The following is an 18637-nucleotide window of genomic DNA, read 5'->3' on the forward strand; positions in this document are numbered from 1 at the left end:
TACCGCCCCGACACCCTGGTCTGGAGCGCTGAAGGCGGCAAGCTCGACTTGCTTCATCACGGGCTGATGAGCACGCTGCCCTACAGCCATCTCATTGTTGCCACCGGCGCGACAGACCGTGTCCTGCCTTTTCCCGGCTGGACTTTGCCCGGCGTCTATACGCTGGGCGCCGCGCAGGTGGCCCTGAAATTCCAGGGCTGCGCAATTGGCTCGCGCGTGGTGTTTGCCGGCACCGGGCCGCTGCTGTATTTGATTGCTTACCAGTACGCCAGGGCCGGCGCCAAAGTTGTGGCGGTGCTCGATACGGCCAGTTTTGCAGGCAAGGCCGCCGCCGTGCCCGCCATGCTGCGCCAGCCGGCGCTATTGGCCAAGGGCCTTTATTACCTGGGCTGGTTGCGCATGCATGGCGTCGCGGTGCACCAGGGCGTGGAACTGGCAGGCGCCACAGGCGATGAACGCGTGCAGGCGATGCACTGGCGCAAGGGCGGCCGCGCGCACGAGATCGCCTGCGACGGCGTGGGTTTTGGCTACGCGCTGCGGCCCGAAACGCAGCTGGCCGATTTGCTGGGCTGCCGTTTTCGCTATGACAACCTGCAGCGCGGCGCATTGCCCGAGCGCGACGCCATGGGCCGCTCCAGCGTGGCAGGTGTTTACCTGGCTGGCGATGGTGCCGGCATCATGGGCGCTGATGCCGCGGAATGGGCTGGCGAGCGTGCCGCGCTGGCGCTGCTGGCGGACACCGGGCACAGGATCGATGTGGCACGCGCGGCCTCGCTCGAAAACCAGCTTTCGCGTACGGCGGCCTTTCGGGAAGGGTTGGAGCGCGCCTTTCCGTTTCCCGTTGACTGGGCTGCAGCCGCCCCTGATGAACTGGTGGTCTGCCGCTGTGAAGAAATCACCGCGGGCGAGTTGCGCCAGTGCGTGGCCGACACCGGCGCGCGCGAGATGAACCGCCTCAAGGCGCTGACGCGGGTGGGCATGGGGCGCTGCCAGGGGCGTACCTGCGGCGTGGCGGCGGCGGAAATCCTCGCACAGGCCTGCGCTGTATCGCCTGATGCCGTAGGCCGGCTACGCGGCCAGTCACCCATCAAGCCCCTGCCATTTTCGGCCGTGGCCGCCCAGGCAATGAAGCAGGAGGGCGTGTAGTGGAACGCGTCACGGCCGACGTTGCGATTGTGGGCGGCGGCATCATGGGCTCGTCTGCGGCCCTGTTCCTGCGTCGCATGGGCTTTTCGGTGGTGCTGCTGGAGCGCGACCTCTGCGGCTCCCGTTCCAGCGGTGTCAACTACGGCGGCGTGCGTCGCCAGGGCCGGCCGCTCAGCCAGTTGCCGCTGTCGCAGCGCGCGCAAGGCTTGTGGGCGCAATTGCCTGCGCTGATCGGCATCGACGGCGAATACCTCCCTTCGGGTCACCTCAAGATCGCGCGCAGCGAAGCCGACCTGGTCTCGCTCGAAAGCTACCGCGAGCGCACGTTGGGCTTTGGCATGGATTTGCAGATGCTCTCCGTGCGCGCCTTGCGCGAGCGTTGTCCATGGCTGGGAAAAGCTGCGATAGGCGCTTCACTGTGCCCTGGTGACGGRCAGGCCAACCCGCGCCTCGTGTCGCCGGCCTTTGCGCTAGCCGCGCGCAAGCTCGGTGCCGACGTGCGCGAACAGGCTCGCGTGGATGAGGTGGCGCGCGATGGGTCGGTGTTTGTGCTGCGTTCTGGCGATGCGCTGGAGGTTCGCGCCAAACACCTGCTCAATTGCGCGGGCGCATGGGCCGGCGCCCTCGCGGCGCAATTTGGCGAACCTGTGCCGATGGAGGCCGGGCACCCTGAGATGTCGGTGACCGAGCCGTTGCCGGCGTTCATGAACCTCAGCCTTGGCGTGGAAGGCGGTGGCATCTATGCCCGCCAGGTGGCCCGCGGCAACTGCGTCATCGGTGGCGGCCGGGGTTACGCGCTGGACGACCAGCGTGCCCGCGCACAGCGCAGCGGCCTGGCCGGCCTGATGCAGCAAACCGTCGAGCTGCTGCCGGCGCTGAAACACGCGCACATCATCCGCACCTGGAGCGGCACCGAAGGCTACCTGCCCGACCGCCAGCCGGTGATAGGGCCGAGCGCCACCACACCGGGCCTGATTCATGCATTCGGATTCGCCGGGGGCGGCTTCCAGCTGGGGCCGGGCGTGGGTGCGGTGCTGGCCGACCTGGTGTGTGAGGGCCGCAGCGCCACGCCAATTGACGCTTTTTCGATTGAACGCTTTTCCGCAAACCCGCGTGCGACAACCGCCGGGCCCGTTTCTTTCTCCGTTGTCTAGTCCTCTTCACAGTCCTCCTCAATTTCACTGCCTTCACTTCACCAACGCCACCAGGAGCTTTCCATGAACATCTCCCTACGATTCCTGACCGCCCGCGCTACAGCGGTGTCGCTTGCCGTTGCAGCCGCCGGCCTGGCCGGCGGAAACGCCATGGCCCAGACCAAGACGCTGTACATCGGCATGAACGGCGGCACCATGGAAAAAACCTACACCGAGAACGTCTTCGGCGCGTTTGAGAAGGCCAACAACGTCAAGGTCGTGGTCGTGCCCGGCACCTCGTCAGACATCCTGGCCAAGGCGCAGGCCAACAAGGACAACCCGCAGATGCACGTGATGTTCCTGGACGACGGCATCATGTACCGCGCCATCGGTATGGGCCTGTGCGAGAAGATGCAGGCCACCCCTGCGTTGAATGACCTGTTTCCCACGGCGCGCTTCAAGGGCGACATGGCCGCCGGCGTCAACATCGGCATGACCGGCATTGCCTACAACRAGAAGATGTTCGCCGAAAAAGGCTGGACACCGCCGACTTCCTGGATGGACATGGCCAACCCGAAGTACAAGGGCAAGGTGGTGTTCCAGTCGCTGTCGTCGTCGACCTTCGGCCTGCACGGCTTCCTGCTGTTCAACCGCATCCAGGGCGGCAATGACAAAAATGTGGAGCCCGGCTTCAAGGCCTGGCCCACCACCATAGGCCCCAATGTGCTCGAGTACATCCCGAGCTCGGCCAAGATCGCTGAAATGGTGCAGACCGGCGAGGCCGCGATGTTCCCGCTCACGCCCACCGCCGTCGGCGTGCTCAAGGAAAAAGGCCTGCCCGTGGAATACGTGCAGCCCAAGGAAGGTTCGGCCGTGCTGACGGTGGGTGAATGCGTGATCGCGAAGAACAGTGAACCTGCGCTGGCTCACAAGCTGGCCCAGTACCTGCTGTCGCCTGAGGCGCAGGCCGCGGCGCTGGAGTTTGGCGACCAGATACCGTCCAACCCCAAAACCAAGGCCAGCGGCAAGGCCGCCGCGCTTGTGACCCAGATGAACACCTACATGAAGACGGCGACCACGGTGGACTGGGATGCCATCAACGAGAACCGCCCAGCCTGGAATGCGCGCTGGAACAAGACGGTCGAGCGCTGATCATCTATTGCCTGCACCTTTCGCAGGCGCCGCATGCAAAAACCCGAAGCGGGCCTTTCCGGGCCACTTCGGGTTTTATGCATTTTTAGGCCTCCAGCGCAGTAGGGATGAGCGCGAGCAGCTATTAAATCTATAACAATCTAGTTCCGCCGGCCGCGCAGCAAACGCAAGCCATTGCCCACCACCAGCAGGCTGGCGCCCATGTCGGCAAACACCGCCATCCACATCGTTGCCGTGCCGAAGATGGCCAGGAGCAGGAAGATGCCCTTGATGCCCAGGGCCAGGCTGATGTTCTGCCACAGGATGGCATGCGTGCGTTGTGACAGCCGCACCGTTTCGGCCACACGCTCCAGGTTGTCGTTCATGATCACCACGTCGGCCGCTTCCATGGCCGTGTCGGCGCCGGCGCCGCCCATGGCGAAGCCGATGTCGGCCTGCGCCAGCGCGGGCGCGTCGTTGATGCCGTCGCCTGTCATGCCGGTGGCGCCGTAGTGCCGCTGCATTTCCCTGATGGCTTCGAGCTTGGCCTCGGGTAGCAGGTCGCCGCGCGCGTCGCTGATGCCGGCCTGCGAAGCGATGGCTTGCGCGGTGGCAGCATTGTCACCGGTCAGCATCACGGGCGTGACGCCCAGGGCCTGCAGTTCGGCAATCGCCCGCCGGGACGTTGGCTTGATGGTGTCGGCCACTGCGGACAGGGCCAGCACGCGCGTCCCGTCGGCCAGCAGCGTCACAGTGCGGCCTTGCTGTTCATGCCGGGCGAGTTCGGTTTCCAGTTCCACACTGCACAGGCCCAACTCATGGATGAGGCGGTGATTGCCCAACACGAGGCGTTGGCCCTGGGCCGTTCCCTCAACGCCACGGCCCGGCAGGGCCTTGAAGGCTTGTACCTCGGCGGCATCGGTGTTCAGTCCCGCCGCAATCGCTTTGGACACCGGATGATCAGATCGTGAGGCCATGCCGGCGGCCAGCTGCGCGGCCATCGCTGCGTCGGCATTGCCCCAGGTACGCCAATCCACCAACTGGGGCTTGCCCTCCGTGATGGTACCGGTCTTGTCGAGTGCGATGGCTTTGAGCAGGCGCGCCTGCTCGAGGTAGGTGCCGCCCTTGATGAGGATGCCCTGGCGCGCGGCGGCCGAAAGCCCGCTTACCACCGTGACGGGCGTGGAAATCACCAGCGCGCAGGGACAGGCGATGACCAGCAGCACCAGCGCCTTGTATGCCGACTCTTGCCAGCTCAGGCCCGCCAGCAGCGGCATCAGCACGGCGACGGCAACGGCGATGGCGAACACTGCCGGCGTGTAGACGGCGGCAAAGCGGTCGACAAAACGTTGCGTGGGCGCGCGGCTGCCCTGGGCCTGCTCGACGGCATGGATGATGCGTGCCAGCGTGGTGTTGCCGGCCGCCGCCGTGACGCGGATTTCCATCTCACCTGTTTCGTTGATGGTGCCTGCAAAGACGGTGTCGCCCGGCTCCTTGTCGACCGGAATGCTTTCGCCGGTGATGGGCGCCTGGTTGACCGCGCTGCTGCCCAGGGTCACCAGGCCGTCCAGCGGTACGCGCTCGCCGGGGCGTATGCGCACCAGGGCCTGCAGCGGCACGGCGGCCACCGGCGTGTTGGCCCACGCGCCGTCTTCGCCCTGCATCAAGGCCTGCTCTGGTGCCATGTCCAGCAGGCCCTTGATGGCGTTGCGCGCGCGGTCCACGGCTTTGGCTTCGATCAGCTCGGCAATGGCATAGAGCGCCATCACCATCGCGGCTTCCGGCCACTGGCCGATCAGGAAAGCGCCGGTGACGGCGACCGACATCAGCGCGTTGATGTTGAGCTTGCCGCGCAGCAGGGCGGCCATGCCCTTTTTATAGGTGTCCAGGCCGGCCAGGCCAATGGCCAGCGCCGCCACCGCCATGCCGGCGATTTTCCAGGCCAGCAGCTCGGGCGCAAAAAACGACACAGCCTCGGCGCCCACGGCCAGCACCAGCGCCGCGGCCAGGCGGGTGACACCGCTGCCAAAACCGTCAAAACCGCCATCATGGCTGTGGTCGTGCCCATGCCCCTCATGGTCGTGGCCGCCTGTATGCGTGCTGGCACCCTGGGCAGGCTGAGGGTCAAACCCGGCCTTGCGGATCGCGTCCAGGGCAGTCGCACAGGCTTCTTCGCTGGCGTCTATTCGCAGCGTGCGTGCGCCCAGCTGGAAGCCCAGCGACCGGATACCGGCGATCGGCTCCAGCGCGCGCCGGATGTCAGACTCTTCGGCGCTGCAGTCCATGGTGGCGATGCGGAAAATCCGCCCCGCGGTACCCGCGGCATTGGATACAGGTGCGTGTGCGGCGTGGGCGCCGCCACAGCAGTCGCCGGTAGGGGCATCCACGCCGGAAACAAGGGTTTTTTCAGATTTCATGGCCTAATTGGAAACCCTGTAGCGGCCTTAGAGTCAAGCTGGCTGCTGAAGTGACCCTACAGCAATGTGGGGACGATGTTCAAGGAGTCGCCATGAAAATCGGAGAACTGGCCAAAACCGCACAGACCCAGACGGAAACCATCCGTTACTACGAACGTGAGGGTCTGTTGCCCGAAGCGGCGCGCACCGACGCCAATTACCGCATCTATGACGAAAGCCATGTGCAGCGCCTGGCCTTCATACGCCACTGCCGGTCGCTGGACATGACGCTGGCGGAAATTCGCGCACTGCTGAACTTCAAGGATGCGCCGGCCGGCAGCTGTGACGACGTCAACAGCCTGCTGGACGAGCACATCAGCCACGTCGCCACCCGCATCCGCGAACTCAAGGCGCTGGAAAAAGACCTCAAGGCTCTGCGTGAGCAGTGTGCCAGAGGCCAGGCCGGGGGCGACTGCGGCATCCTCAGCGGCCTGGAAAAAGCTGCACTGCGGCAAAGCCAGAACCGTACCCCCGCCGGGCGCGGCCATGCGCATATCCACGGCGCGCACCCGCAGGTCGGTGTGCCCGCCAAAGAAGAGGGCCGCCAAAAGACCGCTACCGGCAAGGCGGCTGCCGAGCGCAAGTGACAAAACGCGGCCCGGTATTTTTACAAAGCACTTGCTTGCTAAAAATATCGGGTTTTGCTAAGGTCCGTCCTTATGGACAAACCTGCCGCGCGTTCGCGACCTGCCGCACGCGCTCATACCCCTTCGAAAACCGCAACCGGCAGCGCTGAAAAGCGTCCGCGCGGCCGGCCGCGCAAAACCCTGGACGAACGCGACGACGGCAACCGGCGGGTCGAACTCGTCAATGCGGCCGCCCGGTTGTTCCGAAAAAAAGGCTTTGACGCCACCAGCACGCGCGACATCGCAGCGGCCGTCGGCATGCACAGCGGTTCGCCCTTCTACCACTTCAAAAGCAAGGCGGCACTCCTCAATGCCGTGATGGAAGAGGGCATGCGCTCGGCGATTCAACGCCAGGCCGCGGCCCTGCAGGCGGCGGGGCTCTCTACCGCTGAGGCGCCAGCGCTGCTGCACGTGCTGATCCGCAATCACTTTGACGTGCTGCTGGGCCCCGGCAGCGACTTCATCCCTGTGATGCTTTACGAGTCGCGTTCGATCACAGCCCGGCAGCGCAACCTGCTGGCCAGACTGCAAAGCAATTACGAAGCTGTCTGGGAGCCTGTGCTGAAGGCGTTGGCCGCGGCAGGGCAACTCAAGGGACCGGTGAAGCTTTCGCGCCTTCTGATCTTTGGGGCACTCAACTGGTCGGTGCAGTGGTTTGATGCAAAAAAAGATGCGTCACTGGACGATCTGGCGGATGCGGCCATGGCGCTGTTCATTGGAGAAAAGACTCCGAAATCTCCGGCAAGAAAGATCCGCGCATGAGTTACCAATCCGTGTTCCAACCCAGTCTTTTTGCCGGTCAGGTCATTGTTGTCACCGGCGGCGGCTCCGGCATTGGCCGCTGCATCGCGCATGAACTCGCTGCGCTGGGCGCGCATATGGTGCTGATAGGCAGGAATATCGAGAAACTTCACAGCGTGGCCGGCGAAATCGTGGCGCAGGGCGGGCGCGTGAGTTTTCACCCCTGTGACATCCGCCTGGAAGAGGCCGTCAAGACCACCATCGCCGCCATCGTGGTGGCGCAGGGCCGTATCGATGGGCTTGTCAACAACGCGGGCGGCCAGTACATCACGCCGCTGGAATCCATCAGCGCCAAGGGCTGGGAGGCCGTCATCAACACCAACCTGACCGGCGGCTTCCTGATGGCGCGCGAATGCTACCTGCAAGCCATGCAGGAAAAGGGCGGCAGCATCGTCAACATAGTGGCCGACATGTGGGGTTCCATGCCCAGCATGGGCCACAGCGGCGCGGCGCGCGCCGGCATGGTGAGCTTCACCGAAACCGCGGCGGCCGAATGGGCCCATAGCGGCGTGCGGGTGAACGCGGTCGCGCCCGGCTACATCGCCTCCAGCGGCATGGACCACTACCCGCCCGAGGCCGGCCCCATGCTGCGCGAGATGCGCCACACGGTGCCACTGGGCCGCTTCGGCACCGAAAGCGAAACCTCGGCGGCCGTCGTCTTCCTGCTCAGCAAGGCCGCCAACTTCATCAGCGGCAGCACCTTGCGCGTCGACGGCGCCAGGCCCCAGATGCGCATGGGCTGGCCCATGCAGCGGCCCGATACTGACGCGCTGCAGCGTGATGCGATCAAACCTTTCGATGGTTTTCACCTGGCTGAGACCCCCAAGGTCTTCCAGTCATGACGCTGTTCCAGTCTGCGTGGAATGCGCAATCGCCACAAGCCATGCAGCGGCGTGAGGCCATGCTGTCGCGCATCGCCGCATTGCGCGCGCTGGAAGAGCGCAGCGCCGCCGCCTCCGCCAAATCACGGCCCGCCTTCGACAAGCGCGGCCAGCTGCTGCCGCGCGAGCGGGTGGCGCTGCTGCTGGATGCGGGTGCGCCCTGGCTGGGCCTGTGTTCCCTCGCGGGTTACCTGCAGGACAACAAGGACGCGGCCCAGTCGGTGCCGGGCGGCGGCGTGGTGGCGGGTATCGGCTTTGTGAGTGGCGTGCGCTGCATGGTGGTGGCCAGTGATTCAGGCATAGAGGCCGGCGCCGTCCAGGCCATGGGACTGGAAAAGATCCTGCGCGTGCAGGAGATTGCGCTGCAAAACAAGCTGCCCTTTATCCACCTGGTGGAAAGTGCGGGCGCCAACCTCATGCGCTACCGGGTCGAAGGCTTTGTGCACGGTGGAAGCCTTTTCCGCAATCTGGCGCGGCTGTCGGCGGCGGGCATTCCCGTCATCACCGTGCAGCACGGTTCGGGCACGGCTGGCGGCGCCTACATGCCGGGCCTGAGCGACGTCGTCATCATGGTGCGCAAGCGTTCCCGCGCTTTCCTTGCCGGCCCGCCACTGCTGATGGCCGCTACCGGCGAGGTGGCGACCGAAGAAGAACTGGGTGGCGCTGAAATGCACACCGGCGTGTCGGGCCTGGGTGAGCATCTGGCTGATGACGATCGCCATGCGCTGGGGCTGGCGCGCCAGGTGGTGGCCCGTACTTCATGGTCAAATCGGGCAGCAAGCAAAGCAGGGCGGGCGCAAGCAGCTACTAATTCAATAGCAAACACCGATCTCCCCTGTGAGCCGATTTACCCGCCTGACGAGCTGCTGGGCCTGGTTCCCGACGACCTGCGCCAGCCGCTGGACATGTACGAGGTCATCGCTCGGCTGGTGGATGGCTCAGACTTTTTGCCGTTCAAGGCGCTTTATGGTGCGGCCACGGTGTGCGTGCAGGCATCGATTGACGGCCATGCGGTCGGCATCATCAGCAACAATGGCCCGATTGACGTGGCCGGCGCCAACAAGGCCACGCACTTCATCCAGCTGATGTGCCAGCTGGGCCACCCCCTCATCTACCTGCAGAACACCACCGGCTATATGGTGGGCAAGGAGAGCGAGCAGGCCGGCATGATCAAGCACGGCTCCAAGATGATCCAGGCGGTGACCAATGCCGCCGTCCCGCAAATCACCATCCAGTGCGGCGCTTCATTTGGCGCGGGCAACTACGGCATGTGCGGCCGCGGCTACGCGCCGCGCTTTCTTTTCACCTGGCCCGGCGCCAAAACGGCGGTGATGGGGGGCGAACAGGCCGCGCGCACCATGCAGATCGTAGGCGAGGCGGCCCTGGCGCGAAAAGGCATCACGCCGGACCCGGCTCAGTCGCAAACCCAGTACGACAAGATCGTCGCCATGTTCGAGGCGCAGGCCGATGTGTTCTACACCTCGGGCCTGGTGCTGGACGACGGCRTCATCGACCCGCGCGACACGCGCGCGGTGCTGGCACAGTGCCTGGCAATGTGCGCCGAGGCCGATGCGCGGCAGCTGAGGCCCATGCAGTTTGGCGTGGCGCGCATGTAGACCGCCTGCAAAAAAGAACCGGAGACAACGAAATGCAATACACGCACGAACACCTTGAAATCCAGAAAACCCTGAAGCGGTTCATTGACGCCGAGATCAATCCGCACGTCGATGAATGGGAAGCCGCTGAAATCTTTCCCGCGCATGAAGTGTTCAAGAAGCTCGGCAACCTGGGCATGCTGGGCCTGACCAAGTCTGAGGAATACGGCGGCGCGGGCCTGGACTACTCCTACGCCATGGCCATGGCCGAAGCGCTGGGCCACATTGATTGCGGCGGCGTGCCCATGGCCATTGGCGTGCAGACCGACATGTGCACGCCGGCACTCGCGCGCTTCGGCAGCGACGAACTCAAGCGCGAATTCCTCGCTCCAGCGATTGCCGGCGATGCCGTCGGCTGCGTCGGTGTGAGCGAGCCGGGTGCGGGCAGCGATGTCGCCTCCATCAAGAGCCATGCCCGCAAGGACGGCGGCGACTACATCGTCAGCGGCCAGAAGATGTGGATCACCAACAGCCTGCAGGCCGACTGGATGTGCATGCTGGTCAACACCGGTGAGGGCCCTGTGCACAAAAACAAGAGCCTGGTCATGGTGCCCATGCGCGACAAGGGCAAGCTGCGCAAAGGCATTGAAGCGGCCAAAAAAATCAAAAAAATCGGCATGAACTCGTCCGACACCGGCCTGATCTACTTTGACGAAGTGCGTGTGCCGCAGCGTTACCTGATCGGCAGCGAAGGCTCGGGCTTTGTCTACCAGATGATGCAGTTCCAGGAAGAGCGCCTGTGGTGCGCAGCCAGCTGCATCCAGTCGCTGTCCAACTGCATTGAATGGACGGTCGAGTGGGCGCATGAGCGCAAGCTTTTCGGCGCCACTCTGGCTGACCAGCAATGGGTGCAGTTCAAGCTTGCCGAGATGAAGACCGAAGTCGAGAGCCTGCGCGCCATGACCTACCGTGCCTGCGAGCTCTATGTGCAGGGCCAGGACGTGACCGAGCTCGCGTCCATGGCCAAGCTCAAGGCCGGGCGGCTCAACCGCCTGGTGCCCGACACCTGCCTGCAGTTCTGGGGCGGCATGGGCTACACCTGGGAGAACAAGGTGGCGCGCATGTTCCGCGACGGCCGGCTCGCTTCCATAGGCGGTGGGGCCGACGAAGTCATGATGGGGATCATCGCCAAAATGATGGGCGTGGCCAAGTCCGGCAAGAAGGGTGGCTGAGTTCATGACCGTGCCTGGCATACGGAGCGGGGCGTCTGCATGAAAAATATCCGCTGCTTGCTGGTGGCCAATCGTGGGGAGATTGCGCGCCGCATCATGCGCACCGCGCGAACCATGGGCATGCAGACGGTGGCGGTGTATTCAGACGCCGACGCCGGTGCGCTGCATGTGCAGGAGGCGGACATCGCCTGTGTGCTGGGAGGTGCCACTTCTGCCGATTCCTATCTGCGCATCGACAAACTGGTTGCTGCGGCCAAGGCCAGCGGCGCCGATGCGGTGCATCCGGGCTACGKTTTCCTCAGCGAGAACGCCGCCTTTGCCGACGCGGTGATTGCTGCGGGGCTGACCTGGGTGGGGCCACCGCCGGCCGCGATCCGGCAGCTCGGCAGCAAGTCGGCTGCCAAGCAACTCGCCGCGGCGCAAGGCGTACCCTGCCTGCCGGGCTACCAGGGTCATGACCAGTCCGACGCGCGCTTTGAAGCCGAAGCCGCGCGCATCGGTTACCCGCTGATGGTCAAGGCCGTGGCGGGCGGCGGTGGGCGCGGCATGCGGCTGGTGCGGGAGGCCGCGCACCTTTCGGCGGCGCTCCAAAGCGCCCGCTCTGAAGCGCTCTCGGCCTTTGGCAGCGGGGAGCTGCTGATGGAGCGGGCTTTGTTAAATCCACGCCATGTCGAGGTGCAGGTGTTTGCCGACGCCCACGGCCATTGCATTCATCTGGGCGAGCGCGACTGCTCGGTGCAACGCCGCCACCAGAAGATCATTGAAGAAACGCCCTGCCCGGCGGTGGATGCTGCGCTGCGTGCGCGCATGTGTGGGGCGGCGGTAGCGCTGGCGCAAGCCGCGGGTTATGTGGGTGCAGGGACGGTGGAGTTTCTGGTTGATGGTGGCGACGTGAGCGCCGCCGGGCCGCCCCAAGGCGCGAAGGCCCCCTTGGGGGGCAGCGCAGCACACGAAGTGGCAAGCGTGGGGGCTAGTTTCTTCCTTATGGAAATGAACACTCGCTTGCAGGTCGAGCATCCGGTGACTGAAGCTGTCACAGGCCTTGATCTCGTCGAATGGCAGCTGCGCGTAGCGCAAGGCGAGCCACTGCCTCTTGCGCAGGATCAGGTGGCGTTTAGCGGTCATGCGATTGAGGTGCGCCTGTGTGCCGAAGACGAGAATTTCACGCCGCACACAGGCACGGTGCGGCGCTTTCGTGAACCCGGCGAAGTGCGCTTTGACCATGCGCTGTTTGAAGGCCAGGTGGTGTCGCCTCATTACGATTCGATGCTGGGCAAGCTGGTGGTGCATGCTGCCACACGTGAGCAAGCCATAGACCAACTGGTGGCGGCGCTGGGCCGTACCGAAGTACTGGGCCTGCCCACCAACCGGAAGTTTTTGTCGGCTTGCCTGGCCCATCCGGTGTTCCGCGCCGGGCATGCGCTGATTCCTTTTCTGGCGGAGCAGGGCGATGCGATACGCGGAGTGCTACAAAAAGAGGAGCTGCTTGCGCTTGTTCCGTATGGACTGGCGGCCATTTTCTCTCAAGATATTGACTCAAACAGCGCCGCAAACAGCCTGCCGTGCCCGTTTCCCCGACCGGTTCGGCTGCGCCACCGTGGGCAGCTGCTCGATCTGCGCATACGTGAGCTGGGCGGGGGTGTGCTGGAAATCGAAGCGGGCGGCGAGGTGTTGCAGGCGGTGATCACTCGGGGACCCGATGGTGCTCTGACGGTAGGCACAGGCCAGACCGGGCAGCGCATATCGGCGGTTCGCCTGAAGGAATCTTCCGGGCAACCCGGTGCACGCTGGCATGTGCAGACGGGCTCTGTGGACCTGTTCCTGGAAGATTCCACCTTTGCGCCGCCGGCATCCGGCGGTGTTGCAACCGCGCGGGAGTTGCGGGCGCCCTTCAACGGCAAGGTGATTGCTGTCCATGCGGCGCCAGGCCAGGCCGTGAAGCGCGGCGACACGCTGCTGGTGATTGAATCCATGAAGCTGGAGCACGCGGTCAATGCCCCGCACGATGCCGTGCTGGCGGCTGTGATGGCAGAGGTGGGTCAGCAAACAAGTACCGGGCAGGTGTTGCTGAGGTTCGATGAGGCCAAAGCATGAGAACCCGGAAAATCAGGAAAGATTTCGCTGCACGACAATTGACGCCATGACCAAAGCACAGCCCACCCCCGCCGGCGCGATTGAGTTCGAGCCGGAATTTGTCGCCAGCCTCAAAGAGCTGTTCGAGGAAAAAATCGTTTTCAACAAGTTGCTGGGGCTCAAGATCACCTCGGTGACGGCGGAACGGGTCACCGCCCGCATTGACATGCGCAACGAGCTGATAGGCCACTACGCCCACAACCGCATCCACGGCGGCGTGATCAGCGCCGGTCTGGACGCCATGGGCGGGCTCGCCGTGATGGCGGCCATAGGCGCGCGCCACATGGACGAATCGCCGATGCAGCGGCTGCACCGCTTTGCCAAGCTGGGCACCATCGATCTGCGGGTGGATTATTTGCGGCCTGGCATCAGTGAATTTTTTGAGTTGCGGGCTGAGGTGATGCGGCTGGGGTCTCGGGTGGCGAGTACGAGGATGGAGTTTCTGGGGGCTGACGGTAAGTTGTTTTCTACTGGGGCTGGGGCTTATATCGTTTCTTAAGTTTTCTTGGCCGGCTCTTGCTCCGGCCTTAGCTCTCTCTGCTGAGGGTTGYTGGCCGGGGTCGCCCGGCAGCGACTCACTTTTCTTTGCTTCGCCAAAGAAAAGTAAGCAAAAGAAAGGCGACCCTGGCTCCTGCGTCCCTACGCTTCGCTGCGGGCAACCTGTGGTGCTCGGTCCAGCCGGGGTCAAAAACAACTCGCTTCGCTCAAACAAGTTTTTGCCCTGATCCGTCTGGCCCTCTGCTCCTCGGCGCATCCACAAGGGGGTAGAGGCAGGAATACCAGCCGAAGACAGGACCCCGAATACCAGAAGAAACAAGGACACGCTGCGGCGTGTCCTTGTTGGTATTGGAGTTGGGTATTTATCTTTGGTCCCCGCTCCCGATTACCCCTTCTGTCTGCGCCGAGGAGCGCAGGTTCAGGCGGATCAGGGATCGCGATTGTCTGAGCCGAAGGCGAGTTCGAGCGAGACCCCGCCTGAGCCGAGCACCGCAGGTTGCCCCGGAGCGAAGCGCAGGGGTCGCAGACAGCAGGGTCGCCTTTTCTTTGGTGACTTTCTTTTGGCGAAGCAAAAGAAAGTTACTTGCATGCCGGGCAACCCCGGCCAACAACCCTCAGCAGAGAGAGCTAAGGCCGGAGCAAGAACCGGCAACTAAGCCGGTCCCTCGTAGCCGAGGGCGTTAAGAAACTCCCTCCGCCACCAATGCACATCGCGTTCCCGGATGGTCTTGAGCAGCTTCTGATGCCGCGCCTGCCGCTCCTCCAGCGGCATTTGAAGCGCACGCTGTACGGTGTCCGCGGTGCCGTCGGTATCGTAGGGATTGACCAGCAACGCGTCTTCCAGTTGCTCCGCAGCCCCCGCAAAGCGGGACAGCACCAGCACCCCGGGGTCGGCCGGGTCTTGTGCGGCGATGAATTCCTTGGCCACAAGGTTCATGCCGTCGCGCAGCGGCGTGACCAGCGCCACCCGCGCCACGCGGTACAAACCCGGCAGGCGCTTGCGCGCCACGTTGCGGTGGATGTAGCGAACGGGCATCCAGTCGAGCTCGCCGAAATTGCCGTTGATGGCGCCGCACAGGCTTTCCAGTTCCTGCAGCAGATCGGTGTAGGTGCCCATGTCCTCACGGCTGGGCGAGGCGATCTGGATCAGCGTGGCGCTGCGGAGATTTTCCGGGTACTTTTTGAGCAAGGTTTCAAACGTCCGCAGCCGCTGCGGCAAGCCTTTGGAATAGTCGAGCCGCTCGACACCCAGCAGCAGCTTGCGGCGTGAATACTCTTCCTTCATGCGTTCGTACATGTCGCGCGCATCCTGCGCGTGCGTGAGCGCCGCGAACTCGTCCACGTCTATGCCGATGGGAAAAGCGCCCGCCCGCACAGTGCGGTGAAAGGCCCTGAAGCGGTTGTCGCCCAGCGCCACCGCGCCGGCTTCGGCCTGCACATAGCGCGAGAAGTGCAGCAGGTCGTTCTCGCTCTGGAAGCCGACCAGGTCGTAGGCGAACAGCGCACGCATCAGCCATTCGTGCTGGGGAATGGCCGCCAGCACCTGCTGCGGCGGCAGCGGAATGTGCAGGAAAAATCCGATGCGGTTGTTGCAGCCCATGGCGCGCAATTCGGCCGCCATGGGGATCAGGTGGTAGTCGTGGATCCAGATGATGTCGTCGGGCTGCAGCAGGCTCATGAGCTTGTGCGCAAACAGCCGGTTCACGCGGCGGTAGGCCTCGATAAAGCCTGTGTCAAAACGCGCCAGGTCCAGCCGGTAATGAAACACCGGCCAGAGCACGCCGTTGCTGTAACCCAGATAGTAGCCCGCATGGTCTTCGGCCGACAGGTCCACCGTGGCCAGCTTGATGTTGCCCGCCTGCTGCACATGCAGCTCGCCTTCTCCGGCGGCGCCGCCCTCAACGACCGTGCCGCTCCAGCCGAACCACAGCCCACCGGTAGCATTGAGTGCATCGCCCAGCGCTACGGCCAGTCCGCCAGCCGCAGCCTTGCGTGGATCCGCTACGCGGTTGGATACAACAACTAGCCGGCTCATGGCAAACGCCCCTCTTTACCAGCGGGGGCCGCGGAACTGGCTTTGCCGGGCCGCAGGCGCCGGCCCCCTGCGAGGGGGGGAGGTGCTACACGAAGTGAGCATCCGGCGGGGGTGTTCAAGTTCATACTTGAGATTCCCACGGGGTGGACAAGCGGACGGCAGCATTGATGATCCCCACCATCGAATACGTCTGCGGAAAATTCCCCCACATCTCGCCGGTCACGGGATGCGTGTCTTCCGAGAGCAGGCCCACATGGTTGCGCGCGGCCAGCATGGTGTTGAAAATCTCGCGGGCCTGCTCCTTGCGGCCTATGCGTGCCAGCGCGTCGATGCGCCAGAAGGTGCAGATGTTGAAGGCGGTTTCGGGCTTGCCGAAATCGTCCGGCGCCTCATAGCGGCGCATGTAGGGGCCGTCGCACAAATGGGTTTCCAGTGCGTCTACCGTGGCGACAAAGCGCGGGTCTTTGGGATCGATAAAGCCCACTTCAATCATCAGCAGCACGCTGGCGTCGAGGTCGCGCCCGCCAAAGCTTTCGGCAAAGGCCTGGCGTTCTTCACTCCAGGATTCGCGCAGGATGCGTTCCTGCATCACTGCCGCATGGCCGCGCCAGTAGTCGGCCCGATCCTGCAGCTTGAGCACCAGCGCGATCTTGGCCAGCCGGTCGCAGGCGGCCCAGCACATCAGGGCCGACGACGTGTGGATGCGCGCGCGCGTGCGCAGCTCCCACATGCCGGCATCTGGCTTGTCGTAACTGTGCACGGCCTGCTCGCCAACTTCCTCGAGCCGCTTGAACTCGGCAATGCCGGCACGGTGCAGCAGGCGATGGTCGTGAAAAGCCTGGGCCGCGCCCAGCACCACATTGCCGTAGACGTCGTGCTGGAAATGCTCCTGCGCCTGGTTGCCCACGCGCACCGGTCCCATGCCGCGGTAGCCGCCCAGATGCAACATGGTGGATTCGGGCAGCTCGCGCTCCAGGCCTATGCCGTAGAGCGGCTGGATGTGCCCGCCCTTGGACTGCACCACCACGTTGGCGAGCCAGCGCAGGTAGTCTTCCATGGTGCCGACTTCCGAGAGGCTGTTGAGTGCGCGCACCACAAAAAAGGCGTCGCGCAGCCAGCAATAACGGTAGTCCCAGTTGCGCTGGCTGCCGGGTGCCTCGGGAATGCTGGTAGTCATGGCGGCGACGATGGCGCCGGTGTCTTCAAAGAGCGAAAGCTTGAGCGTGATGGCTGCGCGTATCACGGCCTCCTGCCATTCCAGCGGAATGTGCAGGCGCTGGCTCCATTTTTTCCAGTAGGAAATGGTTTCCTGCTCAAACAGGCGCGCCGTGTCGGCAATGCCGTCGGGCAGCGACTCGTCGGCGCCGAGCAGAAAATTATGCTCGCGTGTCAGCACAAAAGGCTGCTTTGACAGCAGGTGTGAAATCGACACGTCGGTGTTCAGGCGCAGCGTCAGCTCGTCGCCCACATAGCGCAGGTGGTTGCTGCCCTGGGTGATCAGCGGCTTGCGCCGGCCCCAGTCGAAGCGGATGTCCAGCGATACGCGGATGCGCGGCGCGCCGTGGATGGGTTTGACGCGGCGCACCAGCGTCATGGGCCTGAAAAAGCGTGATCGGCTGAAAAAGCGCGGCGCGAAATCGGTGATCTCGATGCCCTGGCCGCGTGTGTCGAACAACTGGGTGCGCAGCACCGCCGTATTGGGCTCATACCACTGCTTGGCTTCGGCGAAATCCTCGATCTCGATGGCGAAGGCGCTGGACTGCGAGTCCTGGATGCCCGGGGCGGTCGCGTCGTCCTGCGCGGGCTGCGGCTCGAGAAGCGCATTGAATACAGGGTCGCCGTCAAACCGCGGCAGGCAGCACCAGACGATGCGGCCGCGCACATCAATCAGCGCACTGAAGGCGCAGTTGCCGATGACGCCCATGGCCAGCGAGGGTTGGGCGGGCGGCGCGAAGTTCAGGGAGTCGGCGGCGACGTTCATGGGCGGCTTTCTGGCGCGGCGGCCGGTGTTTCGTCGGTCTCCCGCGCCATGCCGCCGAAGGCCGCATGCAGCCATTGGTGCAGCGCCTCGGGTGACGCGCAGCGATGGCGCGCCTGGGTGGCGCCTTCGCCGACCTTGATGCCTTCACCGCCCAGGGATTGCACGGCCGCAAAGCCGGCTTCGTCGGTGGTGTCGTCGCCGGCAAACAGGGGCAGGCGGCCCGCAAATGGCGGTTCGGCCATAAAAGCCTTGATGGCCGAGCCTTTGCTGACGTTGGCCGGTTTGACTTCAAAAACACACTTGCCATGCAGCAGCTCGACACCGGGCGTGCGGTCGGCCGCCTCCTGCATGACCTGCAGGCACAGTGCTTCCAGCTCGGGTGCGTGGCGATAGTGCAGGGCAACGGCCGCCAGCTTGATTTCCACGCGCAACCCGTCATGATGCGCGGCCAGGTCGGTGGCGCGTCGGGTGAGCTCCCGCAGGTCCGGCTCTGCCAGGCTGACGACGCGGCCCTGCGTATCGCGGCGCTGCGCGCCATGTTCGGTGGCCAGGGGTAGCCGCAAAGGCGCGAGAAAGCCATCGAGGTCGGCCAGCCTGCGGCCCGACACAATCGCCAGCGCGCCGCCCAACTGCGCTGAAAGCCTCGCCAGGGCTGGAATCACGCCTGAAACCAGCTGGACTGCGTCGGGTTCTGGCGCCAGGTCGGCCAATGTTCCGTCAAAGTCCAGAAAAAGGGCGGTCTGCGCGTTGATGACCGGCAATGACCCGAAAGGCCCGGGAGGAAGTGCGTGTGAAGAGGGTCGGGGCGGCGATGAAGAAGGTGATAAATGCATCGCCATTCACCTTAGCAGAGCCCCTGCTGAATCACTGTAGGCCGGTTTCGCCTTTTTCCACATTTCAGCCAATGGCGGCTACTCTGTAGCGGTGCCGGGGAGGCTGTCCTGCACCGCTTTGACGCGTGCTCTGTGGATGGACTCGCCAATCTGTTT

14 protein-coding genes are annotated in these 18637 nt (G+C 64.3%); 10 read left to right on the forward strand and 4 right to left on the reverse strand.

The window, feature by feature from the left end:
- The 3 genes from AC1DWI_RS01370 to AC1DWI_RS01380 form a co-directional block, all read left to right on the forward strand.
- Positions 1-1146 (forward strand): FAD/NAD(P)-dependent oxidoreductase (locus tag AC1DWI_RS01370; protein WP_477724278.1); only part of this gene is annotated, 1146 nt, incomplete at its 5' end.
- Positions 1146-2300 (forward strand): NAD(P)/FAD-dependent oxidoreductase, encoded by a 1155-nt coding sequence (locus tag AC1DWI_RS01375; RefSeq protein WP_477668450.1) that lies wholly within the window; start codon positions 1146-1148, stop codon positions 2298-2300. The genes AC1DWI_RS01370 and AC1DWI_RS01375, both read left to right, overlap by 1 nt.
- A gap of 63 nt (positions 2301-2363) precedes the next feature.
- Entirely contained in the window at positions 2364-3431 is a 1068-nt protein-coding gene (locus tag AC1DWI_RS01380; protein WP_477724279.1) for an ABC transporter substrate-binding protein, read from the forward strand.
- A 140-nt stretch (positions 3432-3571) separates the two neighbouring features.
- On the opposite strand, the gene AC1DWI_RS01385 is transcribed toward AC1DWI_RS01380, so the two are convergent.
- Positions 3572-5827: a heavy metal translocating P-type ATPase gene (locus AC1DWI_RS01385; protein WP_477668448.1), complete on the reverse strand. Its 2256-nt coding sequence runs from the start codon at positions 5825-5827 to the stop codon at positions 3572-3574.
- Positions 5828-5919: 92 nt separating this feature from the next.
- Here AC1DWI_RS01385 and cadR point away from each other — a divergent pair, with 92 nt between their 5' ends.
- From cadR to AC1DWI_RS01420, 7 genes are all read left to right on the forward strand, one after another.
- Complete coding sequence (gene cadR / locus AC1DWI_RS01390) at positions 5920-6453, forward strand: Cd(II)/Pb(II)-responsive transcriptional regulator (RefSeq protein WP_477668447.1); 534 nt, start codon at positions 5920-5922, stop codon at positions 6451-6453.
- Positions 6454-6525: 72 nt separating this feature from the next.
- Positions 6526-7254, forward strand: a complete 729-nt coding sequence (locus AC1DWI_RS01395) for a TetR/AcrR family transcriptional regulator (protein WP_477668446.1) — start codon at positions 6526-6528, stop codon at positions 7252-7254.
- On the forward strand, positions 7251-8135 hold the full coding sequence (locus tag AC1DWI_RS01400; protein WP_477668445.1) for an SDR family oxidoreductase: 885 nt from the start codon (positions 7251-7253) through the stop codon (positions 8133-8135). Before AC1DWI_RS01395 ends, AC1DWI_RS01400 begins: the two co-directional genes overlap by 4 nt.
- Positions 8132-9790: an acyl-CoA carboxylase subunit beta gene (locus tag AC1DWI_RS01405; protein WP_477724280.1), complete on the forward strand. Its 1659-nt coding sequence runs from the start codon at positions 8132-8134 to the stop codon at positions 9788-9790. Before AC1DWI_RS01400 ends, AC1DWI_RS01405 begins: the two co-directional genes overlap by 4 nt.
- A 32-nt stretch (positions 9791-9822) precedes the next feature.
- Positions 9823-11001, forward strand: coding sequence for an acyl-CoA dehydrogenase family protein (locus AC1DWI_RS01410; RefSeq protein WP_477668443.1), 1179 nt, complete (start codon positions 9823-9825; stop codon positions 10999-11001).
- A 39-nt stretch (positions 11002-11040) separates the two neighbouring features.
- A complete protein-coding gene (locus AC1DWI_RS01415; RefSeq protein ID WP_477724281.1) occupies positions 11041-13095 on the forward strand; it encodes an acetyl/propionyl/methylcrotonyl-CoA carboxylase subunit alpha in 2055 nt (684 codons plus the stop codon).
- Between the two features lie 46 nt (positions 13096-13141).
- Positions 13142-13633: a thioesterase family protein gene (locus tag AC1DWI_RS01420; protein WP_477651237.1), complete on the forward strand. Its 492-nt coding sequence runs from the start codon at positions 13142-13144 to the stop codon at positions 13631-13633.
- Between the two features lie 651 nt (positions 13634-14284).
- Here AC1DWI_RS01420 and otsA read toward each other — a convergent pair.
- The 3 genes from otsA to otsB form a co-directional block, all read right to left on the reverse strand.
- Entirely contained in the window at positions 14285-15667 is a 1383-nt protein-coding gene (gene otsA, locus AC1DWI_RS01425) for an alpha,alpha-trehalose-phosphate synthase (UDP-forming) (RefSeq protein WP_477668441.1), read from the reverse strand.
- A gap of 121 nt (positions 15668-15788) precedes the next feature.
- Positions 15789-17648, reverse strand: coding sequence for a glycoside hydrolase family 15 protein (locus AC1DWI_RS01430; protein ID WP_477668440.1), 1860 nt, complete (start codon positions 17646-17648; stop codon positions 15789-15791).
- Positions 17645-18481, reverse strand: a complete 837-nt coding sequence (gene otsB, locus AC1DWI_RS01435; protein ID WP_477668439.1) for a trehalose-phosphatase — start codon at positions 18479-18481, stop codon at positions 17645-17647. The genes AC1DWI_RS01430 and otsB overlap by 4 nt, the downstream gene beginning before the upstream one ends.
- Positions 18482-18637 lie beyond the last annotated feature (156 nt).

It is taken from the genome of Polaromonas sp. P3_C2, from assembly GCF_056402675.1.

What these genes read in the sequence shown, in the direction of transcription:
- AC1DWI_RS01385 (WP_477668448.1), bottom strand. Translation starts at nt 5,827, where the DNA reads ATGAAATCTGAAAAAACCCTTGTTTCCGGCGTGGATGCCCCTACCGGC.
- cadR (WP_477668447.1), top strand. Translation starts at nt 5,920, where the DNA reads ATGAAAATCGGAGAACTGGCCAAAACCGCACAGACCCAGACGGAAACC.
- AC1DWI_RS01395 (WP_477668446.1), top strand. Translation starts at nt 6,526, where the DNA reads ATGGACAAACCTGCCGCGCGTTCGCGACCTGCCGCACGCGCTCATACC.
- AC1DWI_RS01400 (WP_477668445.1), top strand. Translation starts at nt 7,251, where the DNA reads ATGAGTTACCAATCCGTGTTCCAACCCAGTCTTTTTGCCGGTCAGGTC.
- AC1DWI_RS01410 (WP_477668443.1), top strand. Translation starts at nt 9,823, where the DNA reads ATGCAATACACGCACGAACACCTTGAAATCCAGAAAACCCTGAAGCGG.
- AC1DWI_RS01420 (WP_477651237.1), top strand. Translation starts at nt 13,142, where the DNA reads ATGACCAAAGCACAGCCCACCCCCGCCGGCGCGATTGAGTTCGAGCCG.
- otsA (WP_477668441.1), bottom strand. Translation starts at nt 15,667, where the DNA reads ATGAGCCGGCTAGTTGTTGTATCCAACCGCGTAGCGGATCCACGCAAG.
- AC1DWI_RS01430 (WP_477668440.1), bottom strand. Translation starts at nt 17,648, where the DNA reads ATGAACGTCGCCGCCGACTCCCTGAACTTCGCGCCGCCCGCCCAACCC.
- otsB (WP_477668439.1), bottom strand. Translation starts at nt 18,481, where the DNA reads ATGCATTTATCACCTTCTTCATCGCCGCCCCGACCCTCTTCACACGCA.